Source organism: uncultured Succinatimonas sp. (assembly GCF_905203285.1).
GTDB lineage: Bacteria > Pseudomonadota > Gammaproteobacteria > Enterobacterales > Succinivibrionaceae > Succinatimonas.
This window is the reverse complement of record NZ_CAJKVK010000039.1, coordinates 1-17,806: the sequence shown is the minus strand read 5'-3', so window position 1 is coordinate 17,806 and position 17,806 is coordinate 1. Positions and strand designations below refer to the sequence as shown.

The window sequence follows — 17,806 nt, the reverse complement described above, 5'->3', positions numbered from 1 at the left end:
TAAGTGAAAATAAGGCTTTTAAATCAACAAAATAGATTTGTGTCTAAAAATACGCCCCGTTTGGGAGCGTAAAAAGATATTTGAAAATCCGGGTTTAATTAAGCAATTGCAAAGCTGTTTTTCTTGCATGAATATAGGTAGTGTCAAATACCGGGATCGGTAAATCTTTTTGCGAGATTAAAAGTCCGATTTCCGTGCAGCCGAGAATCACGCCCTGTGCTCCTTTTTGCTGTAAAGAGGATATTATGCGGACATACTCTTTGCGTGAAGCATCAGAGATGATTCCGCGGCACAGCTCATCGTAGATAACATGATTTATCGTTTCAATATCTTTATCATCAGGAATTAGAACATTGATATTTCTTTTACTGATTTTGTTTTTGTAAAAATCCTGAGTCATTGTGTACTTGGTACCAAGCAAAGCTACCGTTTTGATATTAGCTTTAGTAAGTTCATCGGCGGTTGCATCGGCAATATGTAAAATCGGAATATTTATATGTGATTGGATTTGCGGGGCTACTTTGTGCATGGTGTTAGTACATATCACAATGAAATCGGCTCCGGCCTTTTCAAGACGGCACGCAGCATCAGCTAAGATCTGAGCGCTTTGCTCCCAATTACCGCTTGCCTGAAGCTTTTCAATTTCATCAAAATCGACGCTGTACATTAATATTTTGGCCGAGTGCAGACCGCCAAGTTTTTCTTTTACCGTTTCATTGATGTTTTGATAGTAGGTTACGGTACTCTCCCAGCTCATTCCGCCTAATAATCCTACAGTTTTCATATTATTTCCTCTGATCATGCTGTATCTTCGGTAAGAATTTTAGCTCTTCTTGTTCTATATCGCAGGGAGAAAAATTATTGCTTATTTTCGGTTCGGGTGACTAAGTGAATATTTTGAAGAATGAAAGGTTTAGTTTTTTGTGAGTTTTTGAGTATGAAAAAATCGGTCCGTGCGGACCGATTTAAATGAATAATCTTTTTGATTAAGACTGGAGGTTATTGTTTTCAAGAATAACTTCACGGGTAAAGACACGTTCGCAATAGTGGCAGCGCATCATGACCTGGTCGCCTTGTTTAAAGATCTTAAAGCGCGGAGTTGCTGCTTTTTCCATATGCGTTACGCAGTTGCTGTTAGGGCAAGAAAAAGCGCCGACTGATTCAAGCGGTAAGCGCAGATTATATTTATCAATGACTTTGTAGTCTTTGATATTGTTGATGGTGGCGTTAGGAGCCAAAATAGCCAGCTGCTCGGTTTCGCTCGGGGAGAAAGTAACATCGGCAATCTTAATGATGTCTTTGCTGCCGAGTTCTCCTGATCTTAAATTGAATCCGACAGTAATATGATTGTGTTTGCCGAGGAAGTTAAACAAGCGCAGAATGTTCATTGCTTGTCCCGGGGCGATATGGTCGATAACAGTACCGTTGGCGATAGCCTCGACCATTAATTTTCCTTTGGAGACATCAGCGGTCTTAGTTGCTTCACTCATGTTAGATCTCCTTATTTAAAACCAAGGACAAGAGAGCCTGACGGGCATAAACACCGTTGGCTGCCTGCTGGAAGTAGTAAGCGTGGCTTGATTTATCAACATCCAATGTGATTTCGTCAATACGCGGCAGCGGATGCAGGATCTTCATGTTGGATTTGGCTTCTGTAAGCATTGAAGAGTTCAAAATGAACTTAGAACGCAGATGCTGATACTCGGTTTCATCAAAACGCTCTTTCTGAACACGGGTCATATAAAGGATGTCAACTTCAGGGATGACTTCTTCAATGGTTCTGTGTACTGAGTACTTGATGCCGGCACGATCTAAATGATCGAGAATGTATTTAGGCATGGCAAGTGATTCAGGGGATACTAAATAAATACGTGCATTATAAAGAGAAAGAGCCTCGGCTAATGAATGCACGGTGCGTCCGTATTTTAAATCACCGACGAAGGCAATTTTAATTTCATCAAGATGTCCTTGAGTCTCTTTAATGGTAAAGAGATCAAGCAGGGTTTGTGACGGATGCTGATTGGCTCCGTCGCCGGCGTTTATGACCGGAACCGGTGAAATGTCGGCAGCCAGGCGGGCAGCGCCTTCCATGTGGTGACGCATGACTAAGGCATCAACATATGAGGTGATGATACGGATTGAGTCGGTAAGAGTTTCGCCCTTTTTGCCAAGTGAGGTGTTGGAGGCATCGGCAAAACCGATGACGCGGCCGCCTAAACGGTTAATGGCGGTTTCAAAAGAAAGACGGGTACGGGTAGAACCTTCAAAGAAGGTAACGCCGATAAGCCTTCCTTTTAAAAGATCATCGCGGGGATTCTCTTTTAATTTTTGGGCGGTGTCTAAAACTAATTCAAAATGATCGCGGGTAAATTCCGAAATGGAAATGATATCTTTTTGAAAGAGGGGATTTGTCATTGATAGTGTCCCTTTAAGTAAACTGTGTGACAGTCGGAACGGGACGCATTGAGGTACGCTTTTCAGGAAAACGCACACTTTTGCGCTGCTCCTGAAAACTTTATTATACAGATATATAAGCCGATTTAAGCGCAGGTAAAGAAAAAATATTTACATGTTGGTTATATGTGTTTGTTTTATATTTGTTTTTAGCAAAAAAGAAGAAGTTAAATAATGATAAAAAAATAAAATTCAGGCGGTTACCAAAAAGTGCGTTCTTGTCAAAAATTTTGCTTTTCATATGATTAAGAAAAATTTTTAAAGGAGAGCAAAAATGGAAAATATTAAGCTTATTAATACTGACTTAAATGCAGCCCGTACCGAATTTCATGAACTTTTGTCTTTGACGGGGGCTGAGGTCTCTTATAACAATTTGCCTAAAGATGCAGAAATTCCCTTTGTGCATTCCCATAAAGAAAATGAGGAGTTTTATCTGGTGTTAAAAGGGTCGGGTAAATTTTACGCCGACGGCAGGATTTTTGATTTAAAGAAAGGTTCTGCACTTAAAGTAAAGCCTGCGGTCAAACGCTGCATTAAAGCAGGGAATGAAGGAATCAGCTATATTTGCATACAAGCAAAAGAGCACAGTTTGTCGCAATTTACCATGACTGACGCTGTTATTGCTGAGGAAAAAGCGGTATTTTAATTAAAAGTTTGGACGCTTTTATTTAACTTATAAAAACGGTAAGGAATATGGTTCGTAAAAATGATTTGCCGGCTTGTCCCGTTGCGGTTACCGTAAGTCTTATCGGCAGTAAGTGGAAATTGCTTATACTGCGTGATTTGACGGCAAAAGTATGCCGCTTTAACGAGTTAAAGCGCTCACTTGACGGCATAAGCCATAAGATGCTGGCGCAGTCTTTACGGGAGCTTGAAGCAGACGGCATCGTTCTTCGAACCGTATTTGACGGTAAAGTTCCTCATGTTGAGTATGAACTGACAGCTTTAGGTAAAAGTATGGAGCCGATTTTGCAGGTGATGGCGCAGTGGGGTGAAATGTACCAAAAAGACTATGTTTTGAACGATTAGCGCAAAAAAGCCGTTAAATCTTCTTTACATTTGGCTTTTTTCTGAATATAATTTTGCCACTTTCTGCAGGAGCATAGTTCCAATGGTAGAACAGCGGTCTCCAAAACCGACGGTTGAGGGTTCGAGTCCTTCTGCTCCTGCCAATTTAAGCATCACGAGTTGATGTTTTTATTGTTTTTAGACCTTCCTTATTTTTCAATTCCATTAAACAAGAGTTAAAGTTTCAAGCAAGCCCTGTTTTACGGCATCTACATTAACGTCTATGCAGATTTTATGTGCCGTAAGATCCTTAAAGCAATTATTGGAACTTGGTGCTGCAGATAACGGGATCACCGTTTGTCCTGCGGCAATTCCATCGGTGATGACTCTGCACGGCTTTTTAATTACTTTAAAGTTATCGGGATTTTTTAGGTAGGCAATGGTCAAAGCGTCATGAACCGCCATACCGTTGAATCCTTTTTGTTTAATTGAAAAATCAAGATAGAACTTACTTATATTGATAAGAAAGTCATCATGAGTTTTTTGAATTTCATCTGCGGTAATTTGTACTTCATTGGTAACGTCAAGAGGCACAATTGTTATCGGCGTTGAGCTTGATAATACGAGATCTGCCGCGTTCGGATCTTTAAAGACGTTAAATTCGGCAAAGTTTGACATGTTGCCGGTATGTCCGTGTGTTCCGAAAGCTCCTCCCATGATGATAAGTTCTTTTACTTCTTTGGCAAAATCAGGATAGAGATTTAAAACCATCGCAATGTTGGTCAGAGGCCCGATGGCGATAACGGTAATTTCTCCCGGTGCTCTTTTAACTGATTCAATGATGAAATTTACGGCATTGTCGGCTTTGGCATCACATGGATTTTCATAGGCCTGACCTAAGCCGTCGCTGCCGTGAATATCAAAACTCGGCGGTGTCGGTTTTATTGAAAGAGGTCTTGAGGCCCCTTTATAAACTTTAATGTTTTTCTTGTAAATCTTGCAGAAGAATTTGGCGTTTTTCGTTGCCATGTCAACGGGAACGTTGCCGTCAACCGTAGTGATGCCTATAAGATCAAAAAGTAAGGAGCCGTAGCGTAAAGCAAAAGCGTCGTCTACGCCGATATCGGTATCAATAATGATTTTACGCATGATTTCTCCTTACTTTTGCAGGTATTTACAGGGCGTTGATGTCGTCAATGAAAATTGAGTATCTTTCACCGCGGACCATACCGCTTTCATGACCCGGACGATATTGCATATAGGCGTCCACTTTGTGGGTTGAATATTTTTCAATATCCGAAAGGATTACGTCAGGCTCGCTGGTTCCTGAGGTAATGAATACTGCAAGCTTTTGCTCTTTCCCTACAGGATAAGCGTTTAAAAATGACTTAACGGGAGCCGGAGCATGGTTGAACCAAATAGGGGTACCGACCAATACCGCATCAAAATCTTTAAGGTTGGGAACATAATTGGATAAAGCGATAGGAATTAACGTATCGTTTTCCTGCTCGTCTTTAACGCGCGGAGACATCTTTTCCATGTCTTCAGCATAAGGATCGACGCTGACGATTTTTGTTAAGGTCACATCATAATCTGTAAGTCCTTTTACTAAATCTTCAGCAAGGCGTTCGGTGTTATTGGTATGTGAAAAATAGGCGATAAGAATTTTGTCGCCTTTTTCAAGAGCATTGGACACTGATGGAATTATTAAGCAAACGGCAGCGGCGGCAGCACATAATAATTTAGTAAATTTCATAAAAATCTCCTATTAAAGGAATTTACAAATAATTTATTGTAGTCAAACCAAACGTTTTTTCTCCAGCAGATTCGTTCTTTTGTGACAACTATTTTTAATTTTTTAAGAAAAACATATATAAAAAAGCCGTCATCTCAAAGAGTCAAGATGACGGCATAGGGCATGAGTGTAGGACTAATTATTCGTTTTCTATGAGAGTCTTTACGGGATGATGCTGTCTTGTTTGCTTCTGCGCGCTTATTTGTGCCCAGCGGGAACTTGCAAGTGAGCAGAAAATGCCGTTTAACTGACGCAGATCTGAAATCAATATGAGAATTAAGGCGCCGACGTCATTGCCGCCGTTTGATTCAGGCGAGAGCTTGTTAAGCTGGCGTACCGAGTATTTATCGGTCAGCTCCTTAAAGTCGTTTTTATGAGCGAAAATAAGATCAATTTCCGATTCGCGTCCTGTCATAAAGGCATTTAACGCAAAAGCGAGGTTTTCATTTACTATCTTGGTAAGCTTGATTAAGTCGGCGCGGCTGTGAGCGCTGAAGTTTGCTTCAGGATTCTTGTTAAGAATAGTGACTTCAGCCTGCATTCTTTTAATTAAGTCGCCGGCGTGCACGGTTGATACCACTGCAGTGAAGACCTGGTGCCAGCGCGCATTTAAATCAGCGTCGTCAAATTCAATTTGATCAAGATAGCTTCTGACTTTGGTGCTTAAATTTTCAATTTGCGTCATCTTTAATTCAAGCTGGCTTTTAAGCGACGTTTTTCCTGTAAGGCTGTCATTAAAAAATCCCAGCATTTCATGTAAGAATCCGCCCAAACGCAAGGTTTCGCGTACGGCGTTTGATACTGCCAACGCGGGATTTTCCACTGCGTTTTCGTCAAGATATTTAGGTTCGCTTTCATCAAGAGGCGCAGGAGGGTCAGGAAATAATGATTTTAAAAGCTTGGCGTAAAGCGGCACAAAAGGCAGCAATCCGCAGCAGACTATAAGATTGAAGATAACGTGGAACCAAATTACCTGTTCTTGAATGCCGATTTGTAAGGTAGACGGATCAAAATATGAAATAAAGGGCAGAACTAAAACGGTAATGGTTAGTTTAAAAAAGGTGTTGCCGAACATTACGCGGCGTGCGGCGATGCCTTGACCAGCAGATCCCAAAATTTCAAGGCAGCAGCTGCCCAAATTGGCGCCGATAACAACGGCCATGGCGGTAGTAAAGCCTAAATGTCCGCCACCTGCAATAACGGCAGTTAAAAGAACGGCTGCAAGCGATGAGTAGCAGATGATTGCAAGTAATGCACCGAAAATGATGGAGAAAACGATTTCTCCGTTTAATGAATCTAAAATTAATTGTACGGTCTCTGATTGGGCTACCGGTGCAGTTGATGAAACAATGAGTTTAAGCGACATCAGCACCAGACCGAGGCCTACCAGGATTCTGCCGATTTTTGAAGCTTTTTTCCTTTTTCCGAGGAATAAAAATACGCCTGTAATAATAAGAACAGGGCATACTGCCGACAGATCGAAAGTAAGAATTCGGGCCATTACCGCCGTGCCCAGATCTGCTCCGAGCATGATGGTAAGGGCGGGAGTAAGGGCGATTATGCCCTTACCTAAAAATGATGATACTAACATGGCCGTGGCGTTGGAGCTTTGAACCAAAGCCGTAGTGCAAAGCCCGGCAAGCACCGCGCGCAGCGGCCATAATCTTGAAGAAAGGGACCGCGCTACATGAACGTTTATCGAAGAACCGCAGGCTTTGAGCACTCCGTTTTTAGTAACGTAAATGCCGTAAGCAAGAAGCGCGATTCCCGAAAGTAAACTTAAAAGTATCTGCATGTCCCTAATCCTTATTCTTTATATTTAACGTTAATTATTCAGCAGCCTTTTTTGCCGGTTCATGGCTTACATCATCCTTGAAGAAGAACAGGAAGATGATGAATACGAATACGGCGATGCCTGCAGGGAAGAGCCAGAAGGTTTCCCACTGAGCAAGACCGGCAGCACCGGTGTCGGTGACATGGCTGTTGAAAATGTAGCCGCAGACGGAAGAGGCAAAGAAGAGGCCTACACCGTTTGAAGCGATAAAGCGCAATGACTGAGCTTGGGCTTTAATCTTGTCGCCGGCTTTCTTATCAGCATAAATATCAGCAACGGTAAAGAAGAAGTCCCAGCATACGCCCTGAAGAATGAGGCCGATGATGACCATTGCATAGCTTCCGGATAAAGCAGCTTCGGAGAAGAGAACTGAGCGGATTGCCCAAGAAATCATACCGAGCATCAAGGTAACCTTGAAGCCGAAGCGGGTAAGGAAGAAAGGAATAAAGAAGACGAAGATTACTTCCATTGCTACGCCGATCTGCATCATGGAGGCGGCATTGTCAAAGCCTAAGGCATTTAAGAATACCGGGATGTATGCGGAGTAAGCGGTCTTCGGAACCATGAGGATCAAGATTGAAACCATCATGATGGTGAAGTACTTGTCTTTGAACAATGCCATGGCATCTAAGCATAAGAGGTCGCGGATTGAGAACGGTGCACCGGCGCTCTTAGGAGGAGTATGCGGTAAGGTGAAGCTGTATAGGCCCATGACGATAGCGGAGATAATAGCTACGTACCAGGTCATGATATCGCCTGACCAGCCCATCTGGCCGATGAAGAGGCCTAAAACCACGTAGCCGATTGAACCGAATACGCGGACTACCGGGAAGTAGCGCGGACCGTCAACGTGGTGGAAGGTAATGGAGTTGGTTAAAGCAACGGTCGGATAGTAGATTAAGCCGACGAAGAAAATACCGATGAGGGAATATGTAGGCTGACCTGCAACGATAAATCCTGACGTAATGTAAAGAACGGCAGCAAGCAGCAGATGCATAATGCCGAGCAGTTTCTCTGTTGAGAAGAAGCGGTCGGCAACCATGCCTACGAACATCGGGGACAGAATGGTGGCGATACCTAATACTGCGTATGCAGTACCGATAATGTCAGGCATTCCGTATGAGCTTAATACCAAGCCTAAGGTCAATACCCAGGCACCTTGCACGATGTACTGGATGAACATCATGCCCATGAGGCGGCTCATCATGAGTTTCATGGAAAGTTCTCCTTAAATATCTAATACCATGCCGTCAAAGGCGGTTGTAATGTCATGCTCGTCCATCAATTTGCACAGTTCATCGTGATTTAAGGTGGATGAGTGTGAAACATGGGATGTAACGACGCGAGATGATTCGGTCAGGCAGCCCAGCTCTTTTAGTAAGGCGACTTCGGCAAACAATGAATTGAAATTCAAATGATTGTTGGTCTTTTCGCCGTCGCGGAAAGCGTAGGTGCACTCAAGAACGGCAACGTCAATCTTGCGGCCTTTTAAGAACTCGAAGGTGCTGTCAGGCAGCCAGCCTGAGTCAAGACCGTAGAAGAAAGTCTTACCGTCTTTTTCGATTAAGTAGTTGTAGCAAAGCTCCATCTTGGCGTGGTTGGCAAGAGTCGGAGTGATTTTGTAGCCTTCATGCTCGTAAGTTAAGTACGGGGCGATAAGGTGAAAAACGAAGCGATCGCCCTGCAATCCGTCCAAAGCGTTAAAAGCACCTTTAATTGCGCAGTCATTGCCGAAAATATGTAACGGAAATTCCACGTTTTGGGCAAAGCCTACGGTACGACTTACGAACTCGCCGACGTTAAAATGGTCAGGGTGAGTGTGAGTAAACAATACGGTGTCGATTTCACGAGCGGTCATGTTTTCGCGTTTTAACTGTGCTGACCATTCAGGTGACATATCAATAAGAATATGATTGTCAACCATAGCGGATGCTCTGGTTCTGACGTTAGCGCCGCCGTGTTCACGGGCATAAGTGCAGACTTTGCAGTTGCAGAACGGATTAGGGATGCCTTCTGAGGCGGCAGTGCCCATAAATTTTACTTGCATGTGTGCCTCCTAGTTATGTTTGATGGCTTGATTAACGATGTTTACGGCATCTTCCTTGACCTTGATAAGATGATCTTGTCCTAAGAAAGATTCGTAATAAATTTTGTAGATGTTCTCGGTTCCTGACGGACGTGCAGAGAACCAGCAATTGTCGGCAAGAACTTTTATACCTCCGATTTCTGCGTTGTTACCGGGAGCCTTGGTCATGACCTTTAAGATCTTTTGTCCGGCTAAAGTATCTTGGGTAACGCTCTTTTCTGTAAGGTTGACGAAAGCTTTTTTACCTTCGGGAGTAGTGATCTCGTCAATACGTCCGTAGTAAGGATCTCCGAATTTTTCAGTAAGCTTTCTGTAATATGAAACCAGATCAAGGCCGGATACGGCACAAAGTTCCGCGCCGATAAGGCCTGCTAAGAATCCGTCTTTGTCAGTGGTAAACGGACAGCCGTTTAAATCAAGATAAGAAGCACCGGCGCTTTCTTCACAGCCGAATACGAGCTCTTGTTTAAAGAGACCTTCGGAGAACCACTTAAAGCCGATAGGCGTCTCGTAAACCTTATAGCCCGCGTCGGTGATGATTTTATCCATCATAATGGTTGCGCCGATGGTTTTGCCTACACCGGCGTTCTTCGGCCAATTAGGACGGTTGTGGCACAAATAGTGCATGATGGAGCTTAAGTAATGATTTGAATTTAAAAGTCCTTCACGGGTAACAAGACCGTGACGATCGGCATCAGGATCGTTGGCGATGCACAAGTCGTAGTCATCTTTAACGGCGACAAGCGGTTTCATAGTGTAAGGCGACATGCAGTCCATACGGATGTTGTCGTCGTAATCAAAAGGAATGAAGGAGAAGGTCGGATCGATCTTGCGGTTAATAATGGTTACGTCGATACCGTACTTTTCAATAATTCTGTCCCAATAATCAAGGGATGTGCCGCCTTGCGGGTTAACGGCAATTTTAAGTTTTGACTCTTTGATCGCTTTAAGGTTGATGACGTTTTTAAGTTCGTCGACAAAAGGCGTCATCATATCTTTAAAGTGAAGATTAGGGCTTTGTAATGTTTCCTGCCAGGAAAGCTGTTTTACTTCTTTATTGCCGTTTTGCAAAATAGCGTTGGCTCTGTCGGCAATAGGTTTAGTGTAAAACGGACTTGCCGGTCCCCCTAAAGGAGGGTTGTATTTAAATCCTCCGTCATGCGGAGGGTTATGGGACGGGGTGATGATGATGCCGTCGGCAAGATTATCTTTACGTCCGAAATTGTGGCGTACTATTTCGCGGGAAATTACCGGGGTCGGAGTATAGGCAAAGTCATTGGCAACTACGGTTTCAACGCCGTTGGCGCATAAAACTTCAAGTGCGGTATGAAGTGCCGGTTCAGACAGAGCGTGGGTGTCCATGCCGATAAAAAGCGGACCTGTTATCTGCCATTCTTTGCGCAGGTCGGCAATCGCCTGAGTAATAGCTGCGATATGGCTTTGAGTATACGAGCCGTTATTAGGGCTGCCGCGGTGTCCCGAGGTTCCGAAAACTACGGCATTTAAAGGATCGCTTAAATTAGGAGTTACTTCATAATAGAGGCTGATAAGCCTTTGAATATTGGTAAGCGGAAAATTGCTAGCCAAAATGCCTGCTCTTGACATGATACTTCCCCTGCTGCGGTAAATTGTGACGATAAGATAACTAAAAGTTGTAAAAATTTTTGTGATATGTATCGCATATAAAATATATTGTTATATTTATATTAAATATCAATTACATGTTTTTAAAGGAAAAAGATAAACAAGAGAGAGGAAAATTTGTTGTATAAGTGTTGTAAAATAAAAATTTGTTGTATAATTTTTTGTATAAAAAGTTGTATAATTTATAAAAACCGATATTTATAAATTGATATTAAAGGCCAAAAAATCACCTGATGATTATTTTTGTTTTTTAACTCGGTGTTGTAAAAATGAGTATTCGCTTTCGTGTGACAGTCGCTCCTTCAGGTAAAAAATACGGGGCTATCGTTAATACTTTTAGAGATAAAGCAACCGGAAAAGTTAAAACTCAAGGACTTAAAAGTTATGGCGTCCTTAGTGACCAAAAATTAAAAGATGAGGCCTTTTTACAGGCAGTTGATGCCGATGTTAAAGCCATAAAAGATCAGTTTTTAAAGCAGACTGCGGTCATGCGGGAAATTCATTCAAAATTGGATGACGACGCTTCTTTAAGCAAAACTTCATCGTTTGCCATGCCGCAGTACTATTACGCTTTGGCTTTATACCGTAAATTTTGGGAAATATTAGGTTGTGACGCGGTGTTTTCCAAACTCGGGCGTAAAAGTAACGATCCGGCATTTAAAATCCACGGTGATTTGATTTGTTTTTATTTTGCCGCTTTGCTTAACTTTAATCCTGCAAGTTCGTTTGACGCGCCTGAAGATTTTGCCGAGCATATTTTTGATTTGTCATTTGTAAACGAAGGATCTTATAAAGCGGCAATTAAGCTTTTGTATAAAAATAAAGACAAAATAATTGATGCATTAAACGAAAAACGTAGCTTTGCCCAAGACCCTGCTCAGAATTACACTTTTTATTTAACCAAGTTTTATTTTTTAGAAGAGGATAAAAGCAAAGGTTCCAATCTTAAAGAAGTACCGATGCTCTTTAGCCAATTTTTAAACAGTTTTAAAATTCCCATTGATTTTAATTTGTGGGAACAGCCGAAAAATCGCGCTGAGCTTTACGATCTTTTGCAGAGATTTGAACAAAAATACAGTTTTTTAAGGGAGACTGGAGGAACTGCCACCGTCATTTCCGATACCGAGCTTAACAATAAGCGATCGCTTCTAAGCTTAAGCGAACTAGGATACAACTATATTCTTATCCGCAATCTGCATAAATTTCCAAGACGCATGCAGGATCTGATTTTGTCAAACGGCAAATGGATGAGCGTATATAACAAGCAGGGGCAGAGCGTGTATAAATATAAAGAATTTATTTTAAATTTAAGCGGTCGATCCGTTTTAGGTAAAAACGAGCCTTATAAAGTTAAAAGCCGCTTTATCGTTATTTGGTCAGACAGCAAGCGCATTCACGATTTAGATCGCCTGGCAAAGCAATGGGAAGCAGCTTACGAGGTAGTAAGTAAGAAAGAAAATCTTTATGAAGCCGTACCTTTTGATGAGAATGAAGAAAATACTCACGGATTGATGCAGTTTATCCGTAAAAAAGAAGACATTTCAGAGTATGAACTTGACTTTAGCGCTTATCGAAACCGCGGCGTTACAGCGGGATTTTACATTATTGCAACATCCCTTGGCGATCCGGTGCATGATTTGTATCGGCAGATAAGAACTTTATGGCGCGATAAGGAAATTTTCCGTGCGGTAAACGGTAGTAATGACGCATCGTCCTATAAATTTATAAAAGAGATTCAAGGTCAGTTCGTGTTAAAGCATATCGCTTTTGTTTTGGAACGATGCATGCTTTATTTCTTGAAAAGAAACGGTCTTAACGTAAGCGCCAAGCAGCTTAGGGAAATAATGCATGAAAGTATGCTGGCAAAGATGCCGGAGAACTTTGCGCATGACAAAATTTTACTTAAGACCTGTAATGCCGAAAGTTTTAATAAAACTTTGCGAAAAGGACGTAAACTGCGTTTTGATGAGGTGTCATCAATTTTAGGGTTGACTCCGCTGCAGTCGGTTGAAACATTAGCCGCGCTTAAAAATAAACTGACGACGGTTTTGCCGTTTATAGAATTGTAGTCCGCGGGAAGTTATGCTTTAAAAAGAGGACTTGGTATGAAAACGCTAAATATTATGTTTTTTGCGCGTAGTGAAAATTTTTTAACATAAGACTTTCTTTGTATTGATAAATAGCTTATAACTAAATATTGAAAGCATATGTGTTTTCTTACGTTTGTATTAAGGTAAGTTTGGCGGTACAAGAGGTTTTTAATGGATATAACGGCTTTTGACAGTCTTATGGATGAACTTGCCAAGTATCTTGGTTTAAGCGGTATAAGCAAAACTGCAGATAATCAGTGTCTTCTTGAAATAGGAAAGATTTCCGTAGGTTTTAGATTTTTATCGGCGTCGGGAAATATTATGATTTTTTCCGTTATAGGAAAGCTCCCCGACAGCGGCAGGGAATCCTTTTACAAAATGCTTCTAGAGGCAAACCATGCCTTGTTTAAAACCGCGGGTGCTACTCTTTCTGTTTATACTCCGCTTGATATGGTCGCTTTGCAGTATTTATGTAATGCGCAAACAACTGACGCTCAGCGCTTTATTACCATTGTGGAAAATTTTGCTGCAGCAGCTGAGTATTGGCAGGAAAGATGTTTGCAAGGAGAAATATCGACCGATCAAAGTGAAAAATCAGATGATTTAAGCGAACAAAGCTTTTTGCTGTCGGTTTAGTTTGCGTAAATTGTTTAAAGATGATTTTAGATGCGGGAAGAGGAATGATTTATGTCGGAGATTCGTAATTACCCTTCAGTTAATGATTTTAAGCAATTGGCAGATGAGAATTCAGAGGTTCGCTTTGTTTCCAAAAATAATGAAATGTTCGGGACCGGTAAAGTAGGTGCTTTTTTCTCCGGACAGAATGCGCGTATGGCTGCCATGTCTGATTTTATTTCTGCCGTTAATCGTGAGTATGGTGATGAGATCGGAAATTTAGCCGCCAATTTGCTGGCAGCGCCTAAAATGCAAGGCCGTGCTCTTACCGGATCTATGGTTAAAGATATCCTTGCAGCATGCTCAAGTGAACAGAGTCGTATCGCTGAATATAATCTTAAAGCAGCCGGGCAGCAAGCACCGGAGGCCGTTAATCAACTGCTTGAGGAAATAACCGCGCATCGTGATTTGAATGAAAGTGAAAAGGATACGGTGCAAAGTTTTTTAGAACATAATCTGGGAAAAGCGGTTTCGTCTTTAAAAGATCCTGTAACGGCAGATCGTTTATGCAAGGCGTTGCGTGAAGTTACGCAGCAGGACCTGCCAGAATTGCTGGCATTTATTGGTAAAGAAGAGTTTCCTCAATCATCTGATTTAGCAAGCGTTAAAGATATGCTAAGTGATTTACCGCCCTTAATAGGCTATGAATTGGGTAAACAGATTTGCTCTGCGCAACATGTTTGTCTTGTCGCAAATTACGCAAAAACGCATGTTAACGATATTTTAAATGCGGCAGGTCCTGGAGGTGAAATTACGCGGGAGGCTGTATGGAAAGGCTTATCCGGGACAAATGAACTTCCTGATGATTTGTCTTTAGACAAGATGGGAGCTTATGATTTTAATAAGGCTCTGGTAAACACTGTTATCAGTGCTAAGCTTTTTGCTTCCCCTGAATTCTCGGGATTGACTCAGGAGGGCAAAGAAAAGGGGGTGGCTGCCGTAGATTCCGCTTTGGATAGAGGACTTAAGTTTGATGTGGCAGTATCTTGTCTTAAGGGGCAGCATACTATTACTTTAGCGGATTTTTCCAAGCCGCTTCATGTTGATGTCGCCCATTTTACTAAAAGCATGCAGGATGCAGAAACAGGTTTGGTTCGAGACTTGTCCCGTCGCGGCGGCTGGGCGGAAGGAAATGCAAACAACCGGCAATTTGATTCTACAATTAATTTTGAGAAAAAGGACGGATCGACAGAGTCGATTAGTTTGACTCACCCCCAAAAATATATTTTGTCCGATGATGATTTTGAAAACTATAAAGGGTTGAAAAAATCATCCGTTTCACTTCAATGCTGTGCCCAAGCTTTGCAGCTGTGTAATGGAAACGAGCTTCAGGCGGCCAGATTGGTAGGAGCCTTGGGGCAGCAAAGTATTGTTTGGGCAAGATTCGTAAGCCCGATATTAAACGTGCTTACACCCAAGCAGGTAATCGGTGAACATTCTCCTGCCTCAATTCATGCCAAGCGCTTGGAAAACGGAGATATCAGTGTTTCCATGCATACTTTGGACCCTAACAGAACGTCTTATTCAATCAGTTATTTGGTCAAGCCGGATGGAAGTACACCAGTAACGGCTATAGAGATAAGACCTGTATCCTTGCGCCCTCAAGCAAGTTCCGCACCTTCTGAATAGTCAGATTTTTAGGACTCGTCTATTTGCTGTGGGTCCTTTAAATATAAAAGGATGAAAAAAGATGGATATCAAAGCAGGAAATTTTAATTTAGGCAAAAGCATCAGTATTCATATTTTGCTTATTTTTGTTTTAAGTTTGCTGTTGCTTATCCCGAAGTTGTTTTTTGATTTTGTCTTGTCGGACAGGCAAATGATGCTTGATAGTGCTTTACATTCAATTACCGACTCCTGGGCTCATGAGCAGTTAATTGCGCCTCCCGTGCTGGCGTTTAAGGGACAAAAAACGGTTTTTACCGATTCAGATCCCAAGAATTGGCAAAAACAGGACGTAACTTTGTTTTTACTGCCGGAAGACGTTGCCGTTACAGCTAAATTAAAAGGCGAGGAACGAAAAAGAGGAATTTACAACGCAACTTTGTATCGGGCGCAAATTGATATGAAAGGCTCTTTTGATTTAGGAAAATTAAAAGAGTCGGTACGCTCTTTAGGGATTGAAAGTTTGTGCCTTGTCGATAGTATTCCGTTATTGTATTTCTTTTTGTCAGATGCCGCGGGAATCGAGGAAGTTCAGAAGCTTGAAGTTAACGGACAGTCGCTTAAAGCAAAGCCCGGAGCAATTAAGCTTTCAAATCTTGATTCTTTTATGGCGCAATTTGATGATGATTTAAAGGAGACAGTACATTTTGATTGTTCTTATACCGTTCGCGGATCTTTAAGCTTTGCTTTTCGCGCACTTGCCGATTCTGCGAAGTTAAACGTTGAAGGACTTAATTTAAATCCCGGGTTTAAAGGGCGCTTTTTGCCTTCTAAAAGAGAGGTTCAGGATAAGACTTTTACTGCAAACTATATGCTGACAAGTCTCGCGTCAGGATATACGGATCTTTATCTTGACGATATTCCTGATTTTAATAATGACATCATGATTGATATTCAGGACAGCAGTCAGCACTATACGTTCATCGAACGTTTGTCAAAATACGCGCTGTTGTTTATCGGCATGACATTTGTGACGATTCTTGCTTTTGAACTCGTGTCAGGAAAACTTATTTCCCTGGTGCAGTACGTGACGGTAGGTGCGGCGCTTCTCTTATTTTATCTGGTACTCTTAAGTTTAAGCGAGCATTGGTCTTTTACTCTCTCATACTCCTGTGCTGCTTTTTTGATGAGTGTATTAATTGCCCTTTACATGAAAGCCGCATTTAAGAGCTATAAAAAAGGCATAACCGTCTTTTTGGTTCTTGTCGCTTTGTACATCATTTTGTATACGATAGTAAATGCCCAGACCTATGCTTTGCTTTTGGGAACGGGTCTTTTAGTGTTGATGCTATGTGTCGTGATGTATATAACGCGCCATATCGGGGAAGAAAAAACGCTTTAGTTGAGATTAAATTAGTGGTCAAAAAGGAAGAGGGCGGTTAATTCCTCTTCTTTTTAAAGTTTAAAAATTAAGGCAATATTATTTTTAGATAAGCTCTGTCATCAAAAGAGCGGTTGCCTTTTTTAAGACCTTTGGTGCAATTGTATTCACGGATACAATTCGGGTCTTTTTGCATTATTGCATGCAGGTACTGTTCCGATTTTTCCAATGTGTTAAATGTTTGAGGATAGCCGTCAGAGGAGAGAACAAACTCTTTTGCCTTTCCAACCGGAAATACTATTACTTTTTTAGGATCGATCGTAAAGCCGTCAAACACGGCAAAGGAAAACTGATTTTTATAAGGACAATTTTGCAGTAACGCCTGACGGGTAAGAAACGGCATGATGAAGTCACGTCCCGGATCGTGATCCTTTAGACTTTCAAGAGTTATCTCGCCGTTAATCAGGGCGGTTTCGTTAAATGCCGCTCGGGCTTTGGCCATTATTTCATCAATTCCTTTTTCATTGGTTGAATAGGTACTGCCGACTAAAAAGCGGCAGTCGCCTATTTGCCAGATTTCATTGAGGGCTCTGCTGTAAATAACGGCACTTGCCGTAAAACGCAGATTCGGTTTGTTTTTAAGATCCGCCAATAAATTATTTTCTTTGTAAAAGCTATAAATCGCAGCACTTATATTAGCTATGGCATCAGACATGCAGATGTCTTCCGGCAATTTAGAGATTGCTTTAATAACAAGCTCCATTGCAAGTTTGCCGGTAGATTTACCGTTTAGGGTAAATTTTGATTTTGCGGTCGCGCCGTCAACAATTGCCGCAAAGTTTTTGCTTAAGAAAATACCGTCTTCATTGGTTTTTGCAGATTTTTTACCGCACAGAAAATACTCTTTTATTTGCATGTCACCGCAGTCTGCGGGTAAGGTGTATTCATTAAATAACTGAATTTTTGAAAAATCAAAGGACATCGTTTTTTCTCAAAATGAAGCGATCTTAGGTGACGATATTGTATCGCGATGAATTATAGAAAAATGTGTTGTTTTACGAAAAAAATAAAGAAAAACGTGCAAACAATTACTTTAATTTTAAGAAAAATGTGTTAATTTGTGTTTATATGCTAAGAAAAATGTGTTTTTACCTTGAAATAAAAAGGAAAGAGACATGGAACGAAATGCAACTGAGCTTTTGGTTAAATGGAAAAACAGTGTAAATAGAAAACC

General features: G+C 41.5%; 16 protein-coding genes and 1 tRNA gene. 7 read left to right on the top strand and 10 right to left on the bottom strand.

The features are described from left to right. Positions 1 to 94 precede the first annotated feature (94 nt). From QZ019_RS05520 to pyrB, 3 genes are all read right to left on the bottom strand, one after another. A complete protein-coding gene (locus QZ019_RS05520) occupies positions 95 to 784 on the bottom strand; it encodes an aspartate/glutamate racemase family protein (protein WP_295482998.1) in 690 nt (229 codons plus the stop codon). Between the two features lie 202 nt (positions 785 to 986). Continuing rightward, complete coding sequence (gene pyrI, locus QZ019_RS05515; RefSeq protein WP_295482996.1) at positions 987 to 1,490, bottom strand: aspartate carbamoyltransferase regulatory subunit; 504 nt, start codon at positions 1,488 to 1,490, stop codon at positions 987 to 989. Between the two features lies 1 nt (position 1,491). Next, positions 1,492 to 2,415 carry an aspartate carbamoyltransferase gene (gene pyrB / locus QZ019_RS05510; RefSeq protein ID WP_294563466.1) on the bottom strand — a complete coding sequence of 308 codons (924 nt, stop codon included), beginning with the start codon at positions 2,413 to 2,415 and terminating at the stop codon, positions 1,492 to 1,494. A gap of 313 nt (positions 2,416 to 2,728) precedes the next feature. Between pyrB and QZ019_RS05505 the strand changes: the two genes are divergently transcribed. From QZ019_RS05505 to QZ019_RS05495, 3 genes are all read left to right on the top strand, one after another. After that, positions 2,729 to 3,100 (top strand): cupin domain-containing protein, encoded by a 372-nt coding sequence (locus tag QZ019_RS05505; RefSeq protein WP_295482991.1) that lies wholly within the window; start codon positions 2,729 to 2,731, stop codon positions 3,098 to 3,100. 47 nt (positions 3,101 to 3,147) lie between these two features. Further along, positions 3,148 to 3,483 (top strand): helix-turn-helix domain-containing protein, encoded by a 336-nt coding sequence (locus tag QZ019_RS05500; protein WP_295482989.1) that lies wholly within the window; start codon positions 3,148 to 3,150, stop codon positions 3,481 to 3,483. A gap of 67 nt (positions 3,484 to 3,550) precedes the next feature. Then, positions 3,551 to 3,626, top strand: a tRNA-Trp gene (locus QZ019_RS05495). Positions 3,627 to 3,687: 61 nt separating this feature from the next. On the opposite strand, the gene QZ019_RS05490 is transcribed toward QZ019_RS05495, so the two are convergent. From QZ019_RS05490 to QZ019_RS05465, 6 genes are all read right to left on the bottom strand, one after another. Further along, complete coding sequence (locus QZ019_RS05490) at positions 3,688 to 4,611, bottom strand: nucleoside hydrolase (RefSeq protein ID WP_295482987.1); 924 nt, start codon at positions 4,609 to 4,611, stop codon at positions 3,688 to 3,690. Positions 4,612 to 4,636: 25 nt separating this feature from the next. Further along, the gene (locus QZ019_RS05485) at positions 4,637 to 5,218 is read right to left on the bottom strand and encodes a flavodoxin (protein ID WP_295482985.1); all 582 of its coding nucleotides are present in this window, start codon (positions 5,216 to 5,218) and stop codon (positions 4,637 to 4,639) included. 178 nt (positions 5,219 to 5,396) lie between these two features. Further along, entirely contained in the window at positions 5,397 to 7,052 is a 1,656-nt protein-coding gene (locus QZ019_RS05480; protein ID WP_294563449.1) for a Na/Pi cotransporter family protein, read from the bottom strand. Positions 7,053 to 7,086: 34 nt separating this feature from the next. Then, on the bottom strand, positions 7,087 to 8,307 hold the full coding sequence (locus QZ019_RS05475) for an MFS transporter (RefSeq protein ID WP_294563446.1): 1,221 nt from the start codon (positions 8,305 to 8,307) through the stop codon (positions 7,087 to 7,089). A 12-nt stretch (positions 8,308 to 8,319) separates the two neighbouring features. Beyond that, entirely contained in the window at positions 8,320 to 9,138 is an 819-nt protein-coding gene (locus tag QZ019_RS05470) for an MBL fold metallo-hydrolase (protein ID WP_277296527.1), read from the bottom strand. Positions 9,139 to 9,147: 9 nt separating this feature from the next. Next, positions 9,148 to 10,782 carry a phosphoglucomutase, alpha-D-glucose phosphate-specific gene (locus QZ019_RS05465; protein ID WP_295482981.1) on the bottom strand — a complete coding sequence of 545 codons (1,635 nt, stop codon included), beginning with the start codon at positions 10,780 to 10,782 and terminating at the stop codon, positions 9,148 to 9,150. A 308-nt stretch (positions 10,783 to 11,090) separates the two neighbouring features. Here QZ019_RS05465 and QZ019_RS05460 point away from each other — a divergent pair, with 308 nt between their 5' ends. The 4 genes from QZ019_RS05460 to creD all read left to right on the top strand — a co-directional run bounded on the left by QZ019_RS05460 (position 11,091) and on the right by creD (position 16,593). Then, positions 11,091 to 12,890, top strand: coding sequence for a hypothetical protein (locus tag QZ019_RS05460; protein WP_295482978.1), 1,800 nt, complete (start codon positions 11,091 to 11,093; stop codon positions 12,888 to 12,890). Positions 12,891 to 13,082: 192 nt separating this feature from the next. Beyond that, on the top strand, positions 13,083 to 13,547 hold the full coding sequence (locus tag QZ019_RS05455; protein WP_294563431.1) for a type III secretion system chaperone: 465 nt from the start codon (positions 13,083 to 13,085) through the stop codon (positions 13,545 to 13,547). A 51-nt stretch (positions 13,548 to 13,598) separates the two neighbouring features. Then, positions 13,599 to 15,215 carry a hypothetical protein gene (locus QZ019_RS05450; RefSeq protein WP_295482975.1) on the top strand — a complete coding sequence of 539 codons (1,617 nt, stop codon included), beginning with the start codon at positions 13,599 to 13,601 and terminating at the stop codon, positions 15,213 to 15,215. 61 nt (positions 15,216 to 15,276) lie between these two features. Continuing rightward, positions 15,277 to 16,593, top strand: coding sequence for a cell envelope integrity protein CreD (creD, locus tag QZ019_RS05445; protein WP_295482972.1), 1,317 nt, complete (start codon positions 15,277 to 15,279; stop codon positions 16,591 to 16,593). Positions 16,594 to 16,660: 67 nt separating this feature from the next. Here creD and QZ019_RS05440 read toward each other — a convergent pair whose 3' ends face one another. Next, complete coding sequence (locus tag QZ019_RS05440; protein ID WP_295482969.1) at positions 16,661 to 17,554, bottom strand: protein phosphatase 2C domain-containing protein; 894 nt, start codon at positions 17,552 to 17,554, stop codon at positions 16,661 to 16,663. Between the last annotated feature and the right edge of the window lie 252 nt (positions 17,555 to 17,806).

What these genes read in the sequence shown, in the direction of transcription:
- QZ019_RS05520 (WP_295482998.1), bottom strand. Translation starts at nt 784, where the DNA reads ATGAAAACTGTAGGATTATTAGGCGGAATGAGCTGGGAGAGTACCGTA.
- pyrI (WP_295482996.1), bottom strand. Translation starts at nt 1,490, where the DNA reads ATGAGTGAAGCAACTAAGACCGCTGATGTCTCCAAAGGAAAATTAATG.
- pyrB (WP_294563466.1), bottom strand. Translation starts at nt 2,415, where the DNA reads ATGACAAATCCCCTCTTTCAAAAAGATATCATTTCCATTTCGGAATTT.
- QZ019_RS05505 (WP_295482991.1), top strand. Translation starts at nt 2,729, where the DNA reads ATGGAAAATATTAAGCTTATTAATACTGACTTAAATGCAGCCCGTACC.
- QZ019_RS05500 (WP_295482989.1), top strand. Translation starts at nt 3,148, where the DNA reads ATGGTTCGTAAAAATGATTTGCCGGCTTGTCCCGTTGCGGTTACCGTA.
- QZ019_RS05490 (WP_295482987.1), bottom strand. Translation starts at nt 4,611, where the DNA reads ATGCGTAAAATCATTATTGATACCGATATCGGCGTAGACGACGCTTTT.
- QZ019_RS05485 (WP_295482985.1), bottom strand. Translation starts at nt 5,218, where the DNA reads ATGAAATTTACTAAATTATTATGTGCTGCCGCCGCTGCCGTTTGCTTA.
- QZ019_RS05480 (WP_294563449.1), bottom strand. Translation starts at nt 7,052, where the DNA reads ATGCAGATACTTTTAAGTTTACTTTCGGGAATCGCGCTTCTTGCTTAC.
- QZ019_RS05475 (WP_294563446.1), bottom strand. Translation starts at nt 8,307, where the DNA reads ATGAAACTCATGATGAGCCGCCTCATGGGCATGATGTTCATCCAGTAC.
- QZ019_RS05470 (WP_277296527.1), bottom strand. Translation starts at nt 9,138, where the DNA reads ATGCAAGTAAAATTTATGGGCACTGCCGCCTCAGAAGGCATCCCTAAT.
- QZ019_RS05465 (WP_295482981.1), bottom strand. Translation starts at nt 10,782, where the DNA reads ATGTCAAGAGCAGGCATTTTGGCTAGCAATTTTCCGCTTACCAATATT.
- QZ019_RS05460 (WP_295482978.1), top strand. Translation starts at nt 11,091, where the DNA reads ATGAGTATTCGCTTTCGTGTGACAGTCGCTCCTTCAGGTAAAAAATAC.
- QZ019_RS05455 (WP_294563431.1), top strand. Translation starts at nt 13,083, where the DNA reads ATGGATATAACGGCTTTTGACAGTCTTATGGATGAACTTGCCAAGTAT.
- QZ019_RS05450 (WP_295482975.1), top strand. Translation starts at nt 13,599, where the DNA reads ATGTCGGAGATTCGTAATTACCCTTCAGTTAATGATTTTAAGCAATTG.
- creD (WP_295482972.1), top strand. Translation starts at nt 15,277, where the DNA reads ATGGATATCAAAGCAGGAAATTTTAATTTAGGCAAAAGCATCAGTATT.
- QZ019_RS05440 (WP_295482969.1), bottom strand. Translation starts at nt 17,554, where the DNA reads ATGTCCTTTGATTTTTCAAAAATTCAGTTATTTAATGAATACACCTTA.